At 44.6% G+C, this 15089-nt stretch carries 16 protein-coding genes and 1 pseudogene; all 17 read left to right on the plus strand.

The features are described 5' to 3' along the window. The 17 genes and pseudogenes from LO777_RS03745 (at nt 1) to LO777_RS03825 (ending at nt 14954) form a co-directional block, all read left to right on the plus strand. Complete coding sequence (locus LO777_RS03745) at nt 1–1125, plus strand: glycosyltransferase family 4 protein (protein ID WP_228856224.1); 1125 nt, start codon at nt 1–3, stop codon at nt 1123–1125. Between the two features lie 12 nt (nt 1126–1137). Beyond that, entirely contained in the window at nt 1138–2460 is a 1323-nt protein-coding gene (locus LO777_RS03750) for a nucleoside/nucleotide kinase family protein (RefSeq protein WP_228856225.1), read from the plus strand. 353 nt (nt 2461–2813) lie between these two features. Further along, the gene (locus LO777_RS03755) at nt 2814–3548 is read left to right on the plus strand and encodes a phosphotransferase (RefSeq protein WP_228856226.1); all 735 of its coding nucleotides are present in this window, start codon (nt 2814–2816) and stop codon (nt 3546–3548) included. Next, the gene (locus tag LO777_RS03760; RefSeq protein WP_228856227.1) at nt 3545–3976 is read left to right on the plus strand and encodes a hypothetical protein; all 432 of its coding nucleotides are present in this window, start codon (nt 3545–3547) and stop codon (nt 3974–3976) included. The genes LO777_RS03755 and LO777_RS03760 overlap by 4 nt, the downstream gene beginning before the upstream one ends. A gap of 26 nt (nt 3977–4002) precedes the next feature. Next, the gene (locus tag LO777_RS03765; RefSeq protein WP_228856228.1) at nt 4003–4761 is read left to right on the plus strand and encodes a glycosyltransferase family 4 protein; all 759 of its coding nucleotides are present in this window, start codon (nt 4003–4005) and stop codon (nt 4759–4761) included. A gap of 379 nt (nt 4762–5140) precedes the next feature. Next, complete coding sequence (locus LO777_RS03770) at nt 5141–5680, plus strand: hypothetical protein (protein ID WP_228856229.1); 540 nt, start codon at nt 5141–5143, stop codon at nt 5678–5680. Beyond that, entirely contained in the window at nt 5674–6390 is a 717-nt protein-coding gene (locus tag LO777_RS03775) for an O-antigen ligase family protein (RefSeq protein WP_228856230.1), read from the plus strand. The genes LO777_RS03770 and LO777_RS03775 overlap by 7 nt, the downstream gene beginning before the upstream one ends. Before the next feature lie 15 nt (nt 6391–6405). Continuing rightward, complete coding sequence (locus LO777_RS03780; RefSeq protein WP_228856231.1) at nt 6406–7578, plus strand: glycosyltransferase; 1173 nt, start codon at nt 6406–6408, stop codon at nt 7576–7578. A gap of 269 nt (nt 7579–7847) precedes the next feature. Further along, on the plus strand, nt 7848–8483 hold the full coding sequence (locus LO777_RS03785) for a WecB/TagA/CpsF family glycosyltransferase (RefSeq protein ID WP_228856232.1): 636 nt from the start codon (nt 7848–7850) through the stop codon (nt 8481–8483). A 17-nt stretch (nt 8484–8500) separates the two neighbouring features. Beyond that, complete coding sequence (locus LO777_RS03790) at nt 8501–9583, plus strand: VanZ family protein (protein ID WP_228856233.1); 1083 nt, start codon at nt 8501–8503, stop codon at nt 9581–9583. Nucleotides 9584–9915: 332 nt separating this feature from the next. Beyond that, complete coding sequence (locus LO777_RS03795) at nt 9916–10902, plus strand: GGDEF domain-containing protein (protein WP_228856234.1); 987 nt, start codon at nt 9916–9918, stop codon at nt 10900–10902. Then, entirely contained in the window at nt 10902–12050 is a 1149-nt protein-coding gene (gene wecB / locus LO777_RS03800; protein WP_228856235.1) for a non-hydrolyzing UDP-N-acetylglucosamine 2-epimerase, read from the plus strand. The genes LO777_RS03795 and wecB overlap by 1 nt, the downstream gene beginning before the upstream one ends. 3 nt (nt 12051–12053) lie before the next feature. Next, entirely contained in the window at nt 12054–13049 is a 996-nt protein-coding gene (locus LO777_RS03805; RefSeq protein ID WP_228856236.1) for an ABC transporter ATP-binding protein, read from the plus strand. After that, entirely contained in the window at nt 13033–13857 is an 825-nt protein-coding gene (locus LO777_RS03810) for an ABC transporter permease (protein ID WP_228856237.1), read from the plus strand. Before LO777_RS03805 ends, LO777_RS03810 begins: the two co-directional genes overlap by 17 nt. A gap of 17 nt (nt 13858–13874) precedes the next feature. After that, nucleotides 13875–14312, plus strand: coding sequence for a lasso peptide biosynthesis B2 protein (locus tag LO777_RS03815; protein ID WP_228856238.1), 438 nt, complete (start codon nt 13875–13877; stop codon nt 14310–14312). Nucleotides 14313–14384: 72 nt separating this feature from the next. Next, a pseudogene (locus tag LO777_RS20900) lies at nt 14385–14558 on the plus strand (type II toxin-antitoxin system RelE/ParE family toxin); the annotation flags it as partial. A gap of 72 nt (nt 14559–14630) precedes the next feature. Beyond that, nucleotides 14631–14954, plus strand: a complete 324-nt coding sequence (locus tag LO777_RS03825) for a HigA family addiction module antitoxin (protein WP_228856239.1) — start codon at nt 14631–14633, stop codon at nt 14952–14954. The last annotated feature ends 135 nt before the right edge of the window (nt 14955–15089 follow it).

Here is a 15089-nt window from a genome sequence, read left to right on the forward strand (position 1 = left end):
ATGAAAATCATACATATCCTAAAAGGAAAGGCCAACCCAAACACTATGAATGGTGTTAATAAAGTTGTCCACAACCTGGCGACAGAACAACTTCGTTTAGGGCTTGATGTTGAGGTCTGGGGTATTACTGCAACACCATCTATAATAAAACACCAACACAATTATCCGTTACGATTATTCCCCGCTTGTTTGAGCCGTTTCGGTCTTGCTGGTTCATTATGGAACGGTTTGAAAAAATTGAAAACAACGACATCACTAGTCCACCTGCACTCCGTTTTTCTGCCTGAACTGTATAGTGTGAGTCGACTTTTAAAACAAAGCAATATTCCCTGGGTCCTTTCACCCCACAGCGGTTATGCCCCACAAAGCACGAAAAAAAATAAGCTCATTAAATCAATCTATATGATGCTTTTTGAAAAAAAACTTATCACCGAAGCAAAAAAAATTCACGCAATAGGTGCTAGTGAAGTCGATGATCTATTCGCCATAGATCATGATTTAGATATCGCCCTTGTTCCGAATGGGCAGGATTTTACGGGTGTGCAGTTTGAACCTGAAACATGTCCCGAACCCGCTGAACGACCGATTTTCGGATTTTGCGGCAGGCTTGCCAAAGAACATAAAGGACTTGATTTACTTATAAAAGGCTTTTCCTGTTATAAAAAAAACAAAGGCAAGGGAGAACTCTGGTTGATAGGCGATGGACCCGATAGAAGATTACTACAGGATCTGGTCCTTAAAAATCATGTACAGAACTCCGTTACTTTTCTAGGACCAATATTTGGCAATACCAAACTTAATTACTTTGCCGCGTTTGACTGTTTTGTTCACACTTCTCGTTGGGAGGGTATGCCAATGGCAGTGCTTGAAGCTGCGGCTTTGGGTAACCCATTGATTATAAGCAAAGAAACCAATATGAATGAATATGTAGAAAGATACGAGAACGGTTTTGTATTACCAGACAATACGCCAGAAAATATCAGTAACGCGATGATTGAATTCTGTAAGATGTACTATACCGATAAAGGTAAAATTATGACGGTACAATCAAAAAGGTTAATTGAAGAAGAGTTAAATTGGACAAATATAACAAAATCAATGGTTGAGAATTTATATTATTCATAATGAGCTGAACTAATGATATTAGCTGATTTTTTTCATACTTTTATCAATCAATTAAAGTCTGAGCGAATAGATCATTGTGTCCTGAGAAATTATGATGGTCTTCCATTCGAAAATATAGGCAATGATATTGATTTGTTGATCAACAAAGAACATGTTGACACTGCTATTGATATCATATTAAGTATTAACAATATAACTGTTACTAGTCTGAGTAAACGACCGTATGTGGTATCAGTTTTTATTTATGGTATTGAATGGGGCGAAAATCGCCACGCATTGCAGCTTGATTTAGTTATTTTACTTGCTTGGAAAGGTATTTCATATCTTTCAGTTAACCAGGTACTGAAACATTCGTTATATATTAATAATTCCGATGCATTGTTGAAAAAACCTGCTCCATTTCACGAAGCTTTAATTTCATTTTTTTCAAGTTATCTTGTAGGAGGATGGATTAAAGATAAATATCAGGAAAATGTTCAAAAAATATTTATCCTTGAAGAACAAAATGTACTTCGTTTATTAACTGCTTTTTTGCCTCTGAAAAAAGCGGAGATTTTAATAGGAGCTGTGATTAATGACGACCGAAATCTTCTTCTATCTTTGCTCCCGTCAATCAGGCGTTATTTAATCAAAGCCCATCTATCCGATAATCTTTTCCGATCTGCGCGAGCTATAATTACCCACTATTCCGCTGAGATGGTAATCCGCTACACTCCTTTTGTGATTGATACAATTTGTTTTCTCGGTGCAGATGGTTCAGGGAAATCCACGGTTATTTCCGCTGTTGCCAATGAGTTACAAGGTACAACCAAAATCATTGCACACTATCACCTGAAGCCAACCTGGGGGAAACAGGAAAATTCTTCACATCCTGTTACAAACCCTCATGCAAAACCAGCCCGTTCCGCACTATTTTCAGCAGGGAAAATCATATTTTGGTTGTTTACATACTGGATTGACAGATTTTTTCATGGGCATAAGAACCCTACCCTTAAAATATGGGATCGCTATTATTATGATTTATTGATTGATCCAAAACGATACCGGTATGGAGCCCCAATGTGGTTTGCCAAGATGATTGGCACTTTTGTCCCAGAACCTGACTTAATAATCCTTCTTGACGCGCCTGCCGAGGTTATTTATGCCAGAAAAAAGGAAGTTCCCCTGGAGGAAACCGTACGCCAGAGAAAAGCCTACCTGGCATTTGCCCACAGCAGGAAGAATTGTATAATCATTGATACCAATAAACCTGTTGAAGAATCTGTTGCAGAGGCCTGCAAACAGATTTTAGATTACCTTGAAAGGCGGACACAGAAAAGGTTGGGTCGGTTGTGAGCCAGTTTGAATATATTCAGACCCTTCTTAAACAGGCATTGGATGGAAAATCAGCTGTAACCTTGCCTGTCGGGTCGAAGAGTAGGAGCTTTTATTGTATTTCCGGGAACAAGGGCCCACGTTGGATTATTCCGGCAAACCCGAGTCTTGGTTTGACGGTGTTGCGAAACTGGCAACCTTATAATTTTGCTTCCAAGATGCAATGGCAGATCCTGCTAAAGCTTTACCGGTATGGTTTATTGGCCAGGATGTCCGGAATTTTGCAATTACAGGCAATGACAAAACCGGATAAACCAGAGGTTCCAGTTATATATATAGGCACTCCGGGTTCACAGCAAAAGGCTGTGATAACAATGGTCTCCGAAGAAACTGGAGAAGCTGTTCGGGTAATAAAAACAGCAATGGCTGGAGGGGCAAGAGCATCCATTCAGCGTGAAGCAGTCGTTTTAAAGGAACTTGCTGAATCAGCTCCACATCTCAATACGCCAGTACTGTTAGAACTTGCAGCCGATGGAACCTGGGCAAGCCAAAGTGTGATACTAGGCAGACTTTCAGGTAGAAAGCTGACACATGCACATATCAATTGGTTACTGCATCTTCCCAAAACAGAAAAAACAACAACTCTTGATGAACAAGGCCAAAATATCCGGGAACTGATAGTAGATAATCCGTTTATGGATAAGCGAATGAAACAGTTAATGAACCGAGCTGTGGAAAAAATTATCGGCCCTACCGTCACGCTTGTCCTTGTACACGGAGATTTTGCTCCATGGAACCTGAAAATCCAGCCGGGAAAAGTTATCGCTGCTATTGACTGGGAAGAGGGAAATTTCTCTGGACTCCCCCTGTGGGATCTGTGCCACTTTTTCTATATGCAGCATTATCTTTTTCGGGGAAAAACAGCACCTGTTGTGCTATTGCAAAACAACCCGTTGGTTGCGAGGTATCTTGAGTTAATGGAAATATCACCCGACGACCTAGCACCACTTGTTTTGATTTACCTGCTGCAAACCATAGCAGACAGGGACAGCGCGATAAGTGAGCAGTACAGAACATATCTCATCAAACAGGTGGAAACGACTGTATGAAAATCCTTCTTTCCGCATACGCTTGTGAGCCGAACAAGGGTTCTGAACCAGGGGTGGGCTGGAACTGGGCCATTGAACTTGTCAAATTTGGGCATGATGTTCATGTCCTTACCCGGGCCAACAACAAGCCTGTCATAGATGCTTATTTTGCAGCCAACAACAAACCGAAAACGCTTCATTTCTTATATTACGACTGTCCGGTATGGATTCAACGATTTAAAAAGGAGAATCGTGGAATTCACCTTTATTACTTACTGTGGCAGTGGGGTGCTTATCAGCTTGTCAAGCATGTTCATGCAGAAGTGAATTTTGATATGGTGCACCACATAACTTTCGGTGTCGTACGTCAGCCAAGTTTTATGGGAGGACTTGATATACCTTTTACCTTTGGGCCTGTTGGAGGGGGGAGTCCTCACCGTGGCGATTGAGGTGTAGTTATGGAGTTAGAGGATGGTTGCTTGATGCATTAAGGGATATTTTTAATGCGTTTGTGAAAATAGATCTATTTATGAGTTATACTTTTGCTAAGGCGGATAAAATATATGTAAAAACACCAGAGTCGAAGAGGATTATACCAAAAAAATTTTGGCCAAAAACTAAAGTACTACTTGAGATAGGGATAGAGAAAAATAAATGTTATATAAGTTCAATGCAACCTCTCAATGAAGCAATGCCATTTCGTGTTTTGTTTGTCGGGCGATTTATCTATTGGAAGGGAATGCATCTTGGTATAAGAGCTTTTGCACATTTAGTTGAGAAAGTTCCCTGTGCAAGATTAACTATGGTTGGTAAAGGAAGTGATGCGGGTCGTTGGCGTAATTTATCAAAAAAAATAGGAGTTGACGCTCATGTAGAATGGATTCCCTGGATGCCTCAAGATGAACTATTACAAGTATATTCCCAACATGATGTGTTTCTCTTTCCTAGTCTTCATGACTCAAGCGGAAATGTTGTACTTGAGGCCATGGCCCATGGTTTGCCAGTAGTTTGTCTTGATCTGGGTGGGCCAGGAGTCATGGTTAATGAAACATGTGGTCGAGTGGTTGAAACGAAAGGAATGAGTGAAAGGAAAGTGAGTCAAGCACTTGGTGATGCTTTGGTTGAGTTGTCATTTGATAGTGAGTTGTATTCCGATTTGAAGAAAGGGGCATTGATGCGCAGCAAAGAATACCTGTGGTGTCATGTTGTAGGCCGGGCTGTAAAAAATTTGTAGTTCATTAATAGGGCTCCTAGAAAAAATTGGTAGTGGTAAAAAGTAAGTGGTGGGTGTATAACGTGGGGACGTAGTTCAAGTATTGGAGGCTAATCATTATTCCAGAAACCATCACCTACTGTTGCCGCAAATGTGGCGTAAGCGCCACATAAACCATTTCTTTTTCCCATAGCAAACAGTTGTCATAATGACTCCATAGTTACTTCAACCATGGTGGAGTCATTTTGTCCAGCAAATTTAGTCAGCAAAGTTTGTCGTACACCGTTGGTCGGTGTACCATTCTTACTGTAAATTTTGATTAGCGACAAACGGTCAGCAACTTTTATAACTGTTATCGCAATGGGTAATAAAAAAAGTTGTTATTTTATATGGTTAGTCAATGCTTACAAAAAACAAACTCATATTTATTAGCGCGTTAATTGGTTTCACTATTTTAGAGTTAAGCTTTATGAATATACCAGGGACAGAGATTGCCGGTGGGAGGGTGGGTGGGCTAGCATATGTGAAATTTTCATCCTATATTTTTTCCTTTTTAATTTTTCTTTATTGTTTGCACCGGATTCCATCCAGAAATATTTTTATTAGCAAACCTATTTTTTGGTTTGTTAATTATTTGATCATTTCAACAGGTTCTCTTGTTCTATATAATTTGCAAACAGGTGTGGTTGATGATATAAGTTGGGCCCGCCTAATTGGCCTTTTTTTCTTTGTTCCATATTTTTGGGTTTTGAAGTACTTGCAAACAAAAAAAATATTACAAATTGTTTACATTTCTAAACTTATCCCAATAGTTATAATTGGATTTATATATTTTATTTCTAGGGATAGTGTTATACGGGAAATATGGATAGCTGGGCATTTAGAATCTCCACGCCTTGGAGGAATGGTCATTCCTCCGAATACATTAGGGGTATGTTAGCAATAACAATATTGCTGACCACCGTCTGTTTAGAAGGTTCTAAAAAAATTAAAGTGTTACTGGTTGGCGTGTTGAGTTTTATGTTGTATGCAACGCAATCAAGAACTGCAATGGTAGCATTGGTAGCAAGTTCGCTAATCGGGTATCTGGTCTCATTTAGGAATATTCAAGCGTACATTAAAGTTATTGTTGGATTCGTTTTGGGCATAGGTTGTTTTTATGTCATGCATGGAAGTATTACAGGATCCAGCATTCGACTTCAAGTCGGGTTGGCGACTTTCGGGGGTAGACTTGCTCTATGGGAACAGGCTTATGTCAGACTGGGTTCAAGTAGTTTTTTAAATATTCTTTTGGGGCATGGTTTTATGCTACCAAATTCTTGGTTTCATACAGGAGGACTAACGACTAACAGCCTCCATAATGGATATCTTCAAGTTCTTTTTGGGACCGGTTTGTTTGGATTTTTCGCTTATTTATTGATTTGGTATTCGTTAGTTATCGCTAAAAAACCGCCAGATACATTTAGTAATTTTGCATTTTACTCTTTGCTCTCCTTTTTGTTCATTTTTAATTTTTGTGAACTTGGTAGTTTCGTTTTGGTTAACTCCATGAGTTTAACTTTTTTGGCATTAATTGGAATATCTCTTGATACAGTATGTAACGACCCAGTAGCACAATCGAGTTATTCCAATATAAAAAACTTTAAGTGATGTCATACTCAGAAAATGAAAATTCTGTTTGTTCATAATAGATACCAGTTTGCAGGCGGAGAGGATAATGTTTATAGATCTGAAAAATATCTTTTACAGTATCGTAGCGAAGCAGTCGATTTATGCGAGGTCGATAATGATGGTGTGGTAGGGCTTGTTAGCAAGATAAAAGTTGTATTTAACATCAGTTATTCTCAAAAAAGCCGAGAACTTCTTTCTTTCGAAATTAACAATATTCAACCCGACATCGTCCACGTCCACAACTTCTTCCCCCTCCTAACTCCTTCCATCTACGATGCCTGCATTAAGGCCAATGTCCCTATCGTGCAAACCCTGCACAATTACCGTATCATCTGCCCAGGTGCCCTCCTGATGCGTAATGGAAAAATCTGTGAAAAATGTGTCACAGGCTCTCCATACCAAGCGGTATTGCACCGCTGTTACCGAAACTCTGTACCCGGCTCTTGGGCTGTAGCTCGAATGGTAGCCTTTCATCGAAAAAAAATGACCTGGCAGAATAAGGTTGATCGTTTCATTGCCCTTACACAGTTTGCCAGACAAAAATTTATCGAAGCAGGGTTCCCTGGAGAAAAAATTATTGTCAAACCCAACTTTTGTGAGGTCCCAGGAGTGAGGGATCAGACGCCAGGTATGAAGCATGGTGCGTTGTTTGTCGGCAGATTGGGCAGGGAAAAGGGGATTGCTACATTACTGGCAGCCTGGAAGATGTTGAACGTCCCTTTACGGATTGCTGGCGATGGCCCTCTTGCTTATCTGGGTACAGAACATCGCAGCCCTAGTATCATCTTTTTAGGTCGCTTAACCAGCGAACAGGTCTATCATGAAATGTCTCAAGCCGCCTTTCTTGTTATGCCTTCAGAATGGTATGAAACTTTTGGATTGGTAATCATAGAGGCCTATGCTCATGGTACTCCTGTTGTTGTCTCAAAGTTAGGTGCTATGGCTGAGATTATTGAGGATGGTGTTACAGGCCTTCACTTCGAGCCTGGTAATCCCCATCACCTGGCTGAAAAGGTGCAATGGATGCATGACCACCCTGAAGAATGTCGTCAGATGGGGCAAAATGCCAGGCAGGTGTATGAAGAAAAGTATACTCCTGAAAAGAATTACGAGATGCTGATGGATGTGTATCACCAAGCCATTGAGGCGAGGAAAGTTGATAAGTAGAAGTTTGCAGTTGGCAGTTTGCAGCAGGAAGCAGGTGGTATTTTTTGTGAAGACTGCCAACTGCTTACCGCAAACTTCTAACTGCATATTCCGGCAAAGCCGGTCTTCAGGAAAACACAAAATACATTGCCAATATGGAAGCGCCTTATAGAACAATATTAAAAATGCCAGTGGCAATTACTTCTTACGAGGATGCAGGTCAGCGTATATTGAAGGCAGCCAGCCAGGGTTTAGGGTGGTATGTGTGCGTAGCTAATGTGCACATGTGCATGGAGACCTTTGATATCCCTGAATTTAAAACAGTTGTAAACAATGCTGACCTTGTAGTGCCTGACGGTGTCCCTCTGGTATGGGCATTGAAAGCCCTGGGAGAAAAAACGGCGACCCAGGTACGCGGCTCAGACTTGCTTCTGCACCTTTGCCGGGAATCAGAAAAAAGTGGAATCCCAATTGGTCTCTATGGTGGTACTCCTGACAGTTTGAACGATTTTAGAAAGTTTTTAAAAAATGAATATTCAGACCTGAAAATCACTTTTTCATATTCACCCCCCTTTCGAGAGCTTACTCAAGAAGAGCAAGAAAAATATGTGAGAGAAATCAGGGCATCAGGCTGCAGTATTCTTTTTGTCGGTATAGGCTGTCCAAAACAGGAAAAATGGATGGCTGGGCACAGAGATAAAATTCCCTGTGTTATGATTGGTGTTGGTGCTGCTTTTGATTTTTTCAGTGGAAGGAAGAAACATGCTCCCCGTTGGATGCAAAAAGCTGGATTGGAGTGGTTGTTCAGATTAGCTAGTGACCCCAGAAGATTGTGGAAAAGGTATTTAAAACATAATCCCAGGTTCATTTATTATTTTGGCAAACAATATATAAGATATCGTTTCGGTAGAAATGAAAAGGTTTAAAATTTTGGATATGTGATTTGAACACCAGGAAAGTCATTTCAATTTTTATTCTTCTTGTTCTATTAAGTCTTTTCACTTACCACAATGTCCCCCGTTATCTGAAAATTAGTGAACAATTTTTATTGAATAATGACTTTGTTGCCGGGGCTGTCGGATGGGAGTTGATTAAAACTGATGATGGAGAGTTGCTGGTTGATCATGGAGAAGTTGGATTGGTTGAGAAATCTCCCGATCACTCTATTCAGTTTTTTCGAGCTATTGATATGGATGGCCCGGGTGGGCAGGTTGTTTTGCAGGTAACAGCCAGATCAAAAAATATTATGGCCGGGCCAAAAGGGTGGAACAAGGGCCGGGTCATTCTTGTGCAGTATTTTGACGGGAAGCCTCAATATTATCTGTCTCATTTGCTTATTGCTCTAGAGGGCACAACGGATTGGAAAACATATCGAAAGGTTTTTCGTCTGAATCGCGCAACCACCGAAATCAAGGTGATCCTCCAGTTAAGCCATTGTACCGGGGAATTATACTGCAAAGATCTTTCACTTTATCGTGTCGTGGTTAATCCCGTGTACAGGGTGGTGAAGTGGCTGGTCCCTGGGGGATGGCTGCTTTTTATTTTCGTGCTTTTTCTGCCTGTTTTTAAATCATTTGTTGCCGGGAGCCGGTTGGCCGGCGGGGTTGTCCTGCTGGTGGTGGCGGCCATTCTTTTCGGGACGATGATGCCGGGCTCACTAAAGAATGATCTGAAGCACGATCTGGTGCGGGAGGTCAGGGCGGTGGCAACAGCCGTTTCGGCGCCGGGACCGGGCGAGTTGAAAAAGCTGGTTGATATCACCAAGGTTGCCCATTTTTTTCTCTTTATGGTGCTGGCTTTTCTGCTGCTGCGGAGGTTGCCCCAGGGGAGGGGCTGGTATTTTGTTATACTGGATCTGGCGATGCTGGCCGTGGGGACGGAACTGGCCCAGCTCTTTATTGACGGGCGCAGTGCGCTTGCGGGGGATGTGGGGATTGATATGGCAGGAGTTTTTTTTGCATTGGTTATGTATCAACTGTATCCAGGATTGAATGAGAAAGGGCTGCGGGCCGGGATGGGGCGTTGAATGTGTTGACTTTGAACCTAAATCCTGCACTTCAGAAAATGAAAAAGATAATTATTTATTTTATATGAGGGTATTATGTAAAAAACAGAAAATAAGTTGATTCACCGATGAGGTGAAATAATTTTTTTCATTTTCTTTGCCCTACGGGATTAGCGATTTTGCCGAATCTGCTTTGTTATCAATGGCTTGAAGTATGCAAATACGTCAGCGCCATTGATGCCTCGCATCTTCGGTAAACTTGTTAATTGCAGGATTTAGGTTGAACGTAAAAAGCTTTACCAAGGTCTTTGGAGCGCTGTTTGTATCCCTTTTGTGCAGGATTCAGGAAATAGATGAAATCTCCCAATAATAAAATTGATGAAATTCCCGAGTTTCTGGTGAAGTCCACCCAGTGGGTTGCATTGGCATCCGTTGTGATTCTGCTGCCGTTCTGTATCGGTAATTTTATCCAGGGCCGTGTTCTGCTGGCAGGGCTGACGACGATAGTTGTTTCTGTCTGCGTTGTTAATTTCTGGTACTGCTGGCGAGGTGTATATTGCTATGGCATTAATCTGTTTGCCGTGGTTCCGGCCATTACTGTCGCCATTACTGTTGCCATCTTTCAACTGGACGTAAGGGGCTCGTACTGGGCCTTTCTTGGTGCGTTTTCCATTTATTATATCCTTCCAGAGAAACTGGCCTGGAAGATGAATGTCGTTTTCGTGGGGATTGTCTGTCTTGCTGCCTATCAGGTCCTGGAGATGCCCGTTGCCATACGGTTTATTGCCATTCTTCTGGGGACCAGTTTTTTTGCTTTTGCGGCCATCCATGAAATCTACAGGCAGCATTTCAAGCTGAAGAAACAGGTTATTCTTGATCCTCTTACCCATCTGTACAACCGCTTTCTGCTGCAGGATTCCCTGGAAAATGCTGTTTCCCGGAGCAGGCGTACCGGCAATCCCGTGTCCCTGATTATGCTGGATCTTGATCATTTCAAGGCGGTTAATGATGAGTTTGGTCATGATATGGGGGACAGGGTCTTAAAAGCTGTGGGTGGGATTCTGTCCCATAATTTCCGGGTGAGTGATATGCCCTTTCGTATCGGGGGGGAAGAATTTCTTATAATATTGTATGATACCAACAGTAAAGGCTGCCTGGAGGTGGCCAGGAAACTGCAGGAAGAGATTGGGCATCTGTCCATACTGCCGGATCGTTCCATCACTGCCAGTATCGGCATCTCCACCCTTCTTCCAGATATGGACAGGGAAGCGTGGCTGAAAAAGTGTGATGAAAACCTTTATCGTGCAAAAAACAGCGGTCGCAATCGTGTGGTGGTGTGATGACGAAAGTTCTGTCGATTTTCGGTACCCGGCCCGAGGCCATAAAAATGGCACCCGTAGCACGGGCTCTGGCGGAAGATAAGGGCTTTGATTCGAAGGTCTGTGTGACGGGCCAGCATCGGCGGATGCTGGACCAGGTGCTGGAACTGTTCTCCATTGTACCGGAGTATGACCTGAATATCATGCGGGCCGACCAGGATTTATATGATGTGACCAGTAAAGTGCTTCTGGGGATAAGGGATATTGTCCGGCAGGAGAAGCCGGACCTGATTCTGGTCCACGGGGATACGACCACCTGTTTTGCCGCCTCCCTTGCCGGGTTTTACGGTGGGGTTCCGGTGGGCCATGTGGAGGCGGGGCTGCGGACGGGCAATCTCGCCGCGCCGTTTCCGGAAGAGGCCAACAGGGTGCTGACATCCCGTCTGGCCCGGATTCATTTTGCGCCGACGGAGAGGGCAAGGCGGAATCTTCTGGCTGAAGGGGTGGCGGATGAGCATATCCATGTAACCGGGAATACGGTTATTGACGCGCTGTTGTGGGTGCGGAACCTGGTCGGGGACAGGCGGGACTGGGGAAATGTTTTCGGGTCGGCCGGTGATGCGGTATTGGCCGGAAAGCCATATGTGCTGATAACCGGGCACAGAAGGGAGAATTTCGGTACAGGATTTCGTGATATCTGCGCGGCGGTTTCAGAGCTGTCCGCGGGGAATCCGGACCTGCATTTTATCTATCCCGTTCATCTTAATCCCAATGTGCAGCAGCCTGTGTATTCCATCCTGGGGAATAAAAAGAATATCCATCTTATCGAACCGCTGGATTACGCGCCCTTTGTCTTTCTCATGGACAGGTGTCGGTTGATTCTCACCGATTCCGGCGGTATCCAGGAGGAGGCGCCGTCTCTTGGCAAACCTGTGCTTGTCATGCGTGAAACAACAGAGCGGCCGGAGGCCCTGGAGGCGGGTACTGTTGCCCTGGTGGGTACGGACAGAAAAAAAATTGTGCAAGGGGTGAAACGGCTACTGGATACGAGGGGAAAAGAGCCCCAGACCACTCATGGCAATCCCTATGGTGACGGCAGGGCCGCTGAGCGGATCAGAAAGAGTATTCAGCTTTGGAAAAAAGTGAGGGCTGAGGGAACAGGCGAATAAGCCATGGCGGATATTGAGCTGCATCATGTAACCAAGGATTTTCCCGTGCGCAACTGGCGGAGCCTGCTGTCCGGCAGGGTTCGACGGGTGCGGGCCCTGGACGGAGTTTCATTTTCCGTTGAGAAAGGGGAGATCATGGGGCTGCTGGGACCCAATGGTGCAGGCAAGACAACGCTGCTCAAGATTCTTGCCACCCTGATCGTACCCGATGACGGTACTGTTTCCGTGCTTGGTCTGGATGGGGCGGAGGATGGAAAACGTATCAGGGAGCGGGTGGGATTTGTCAATACCAATGCCCGCTCCTTTTACTGGCGGCTGAGCGGCAGGGACAACCTGGCCTTTTTCGGTAAACTCCATAATCTTTCCGGCAGAAAACTGGCCCGACGGCTTGACTATCTTTTTGATCTTGTCGGTATGTCCGGAAAGGGCGGGGCGCGGTTCGGCACCTGTTCATCCGGGGAGCGGCAACGGCTGGCCATTGCCAGAGCACTGCTGGGTGATCCGCAGGTTCTCCTGATGGATGAGGCTACTTCCAACCTCGACCCCATCGGCTCCCGCGACCTGCTGGAGTTTATAAAGACAGAACTTTCCCGGCGGCAGAAGAAAACCATCCTCTGGTGTACTCATAATCTTGCGGAAGCAGAACAGCTCTGTGACCGGGTGACCATACTCCATCACGGGCAGGTTATCGGCTGCCGGGAACCGGGGAAGTTGAAGGAGGCTGTGGCCGGGCGCCAGTGCTATTGTTTTTCCGTTGACCGGGTGGATGATATTCTTGCTGGCCTGGACGGGTTTGTGCAGGAGGGAGAGGATGATGGCAGGGTGGTGTGTCGCTGTTATGTTGAGGATGAGGATGTTCCGGAACTGATTGGCAGACTTGTCGACAACAGGGTGCTGATCTATGAATGCAGAAAACTTGAGCGCCCTCTGGAAGAGTCATTTGCGGAGCTTGTGAACAGTCAGGATCACACTGGAGGGTTGGATGGAACTGCTGCGTGAACTGATCTGCAAACCGTTGGCTTTTATTGAGCGGGATTTCAGGATTGCCGCCAGCTACAGGCTGCAGTTCATCATGCAGGGAACGGGGGTGCTGTTTACCTCGACACTCTTTTTCATGCTGGCACGGATGATCGGGGACCAGAAGCTTGTAGCCCTGGAGAGTTATGGCGGGGATTATTTCTCCTTTCTGCTGATAGGGGTTGCGGTGACCGATTATCTCTCTCTGTCCACCTCCAGTTTTGCGGCGGAAATCCGCAGCGGCCAGACGGTGGGAACTCTGGAATCGCTGCTGGTTTCGCCCACCTCCATCATGACTATTCTCTTTTCTTCCTACATATATAAACTGCTGGCCACCAGTTTTCGGCTGCTGTTTTATTTTCTGCTCGGTTTTTTTGTGTTTCAGGTGCGGTTTCATCCCGGCAGTATTGCGGCCCTTCTCCTTGCTTTTCTTCTTTTGCTGCTGCCTTTTGTCGGTATCGGGCTGCTTTCCGCTGCTTTTATAATTGTGCTCAAACAGGGGAGTCCTGTCAGTTTTCTGCTCAATGTCAGTTCCGGTCTGCTGGGCGGAGCCATGTATCCGGTGGCGGTGCTGCCGGACTGGCTGCAGCCTGTCTCGAAAATCCTGCCGATTACCCATGGGCTTGAAGCGCTGCGCCAGGTTTTATTGAACGGGGCCGGATTGGGGGATATTTCCGGTGAGCTTTCTGTGTTGGCGATTTTTTCCGCTGTTCTTCTGGCGGCAGGCGTCTGTGCCATTATCCTTGCCGTGAAAATTGCGAAGAAAGAAGGGTCTCTGTTGCATTACTGAATGGGAACGGTGTTTTTATGGCCTCTTTTCGCAGATTTCTCTCCCTTACCTTTTCTGAAAAGCTGGTGTTTTGCCAGGCGTTTCTGCTGGTGCTCCGTTTTCGGCGGGCATTGAAACATCGTCCCTTTGATGATCTGTTGCGGGAGACACTTGCCCGGGCCGAAAAGAGACTGGCACGTTCCGGACCATCGGTCCTTTCTGCCGGGCGGATTTCCTGGCTTATTTCAAAGGCTGCCACGGCGGTTATCGAGAGCCGCTGTCTGCCCCAGGCCCTTGCGGGACATATCATTTTTGCCGAATACGGCTATCGGACCTGTTTTCATATCGGGGTCAGAAAGGGAGGTGACAAGCTGGAAGCCCATGCCTGGCTGACCCTTGATGAAAAGGTCATTCTCGGGGATCTTCCGGATCTGGAGTTGTTTGAGGAGCTGCCTGTTTTGGGGGGTGAGGGGTGAGGGGTGAGGAGTGAGGAGTGAGGGGTTAGGGGTTGGGAGTTAGGGGGTAGCCGATGTTCGTAGAAAAAATAGCTTGATTCAGCAATTGACATCAATGAACTTAAAATTCCACCAGGAAATCGACTTGAAGCATTAAGAGGAGATAGAAACAGTGAATATAGTATCAGGATCAGCAAGCAATTTCGTATTTGTTTCCAATGGACTGATAAAGGGCCTGATCTCGTTGAAATTGTAGACTATCACTGAATTTACTGATTTTAAAAGAAAATTCATTTTTTTTTCACTTCCTTCTTAATAAAGCACTATAAAGGTGACATTATGGTAAGAATACCAACTCATAGACCTCCGACACATCCAGGTGAAATGCTATTGGAAGAGTTTTTAAAACCAATGGGTATTTCTCAACGTCAACTTTCTGATTCAATAAAAGTTCCATATCAAAGAGTGAATGAAGTGGTAAATGGCAAGAGGGGCATAACTCCAAGCACAGCCCTTCGGCTTGCCAAGGTTTTTAATATGTCGGAAGATTTTTGGCTGAATTTACAGTTGCGGTGGGATTTATATCGAACGAAACAAAAAGAATTGAAAGAAATTAAATCAATACAGCCAATTAAACGAGTCGAAAAACAATTATCCGTATAAAAATCACAGAATCGGGTAGCCGGGGGTGTCTAGCCCCCAGCCCCATACCACCCCACAAGCGGCTCTGCAAAACCTTTCAGCACCTGCTGATTTTATTTTTCCCAAAGGTCTGAGTTACTGTATCTGTCCTGCCGG

The sequence above is a fragment of the Desulfomarina profundi genome (assembly GCF_019703855.1).
GTDB lineage: Bacteria > Desulfobacterota > Desulfobulbia > Desulfobulbales > Desulfocapsaceae > Desulfomarina > Desulfomarina profundi.

Excerpts from the sequence above, each read along its gene's own strand:
- LO777_RS03745 (WP_228856224.1), top strand. The coding sequence starts at position 1 with ATGAAAATCATACATATCCTAAAAGGAAAGGCCAACCCAAACACTATG.
- LO777_RS03760 (WP_228856227.1), top strand. The coding sequence starts at position 3,545 with ATGAAAATCCTTCTTTCCGCATACGCTTGTGAGCCGAACAAGGGTTCT.
- LO777_RS03770 (WP_228856229.1), top strand. The coding sequence starts at position 5,141 with ATGCTTACAAAAAACAAACTCATATTTATTAGCGCGTTAATTGGTTTC.
- LO777_RS03750 (WP_228856225.1), top strand. The coding sequence starts at position 1,138 with ATGATATTAGCTGATTTTTTTCATACTTTTATCAATCAATTAAAGTCT.
- LO777_RS03755 (WP_228856226.1), top strand. The coding sequence starts at position 2,814 with ATGGTCTCCGAAGAAACTGGAGAAGCTGTTCGGGTAATAAAAACAGCA.
- LO777_RS03825 (WP_228856239.1), top strand. The coding sequence starts at position 14,631 with ATGGTAAGAATACCAACTCATAGACCTCCGACACATCCAGGTGAAATG.
- LO777_RS03795 (WP_228856234.1), top strand. The coding sequence starts at position 9,916 with ATGAAATCTCCCAATAATAAAATTGATGAAATTCCCGAGTTTCTGGTG.
- LO777_RS03785 (WP_228856232.1), top strand. The coding sequence starts at position 7,848 with ATGGAGACCTTTGATATCCCTGAATTTAAAACAGTTGTAAACAATGCT.
- LO777_RS03810 (WP_228856237.1), top strand. The coding sequence starts at position 13,033 with ATGGAACTGCTGCGTGAACTGATCTGCAAACCGTTGGCTTTTATTGAG.
- LO777_RS03780 (WP_228856231.1), top strand. The coding sequence starts at position 6,406 with ATGAAAATTCTGTTTGTTCATAATAGATACCAGTTTGCAGGCGGAGAG.
- LO777_RS03805 (WP_228856236.1), top strand. The coding sequence starts at position 12,054 with ATGGCGGATATTGAGCTGCATCATGTAACCAAGGATTTTCCCGTGCGC.
- LO777_RS03815 (WP_228856238.1), top strand. The coding sequence starts at position 13,875 with ATGGCCTCTTTTCGCAGATTTCTCTCCCTTACCTTTTCTGAAAAGCTG.
- wecB (WP_228856235.1), top strand. The coding sequence starts at position 10,902 with ATGACGAAAGTTCTGTCGATTTTCGGTACCCGGCCCGAGGCCATAAAA.
- LO777_RS03775 (WP_228856230.1), top strand. The coding sequence starts at position 5,674 with ATGTTAGCAATAACAATATTGCTGACCACCGTCTGTTTAGAAGGTTCT.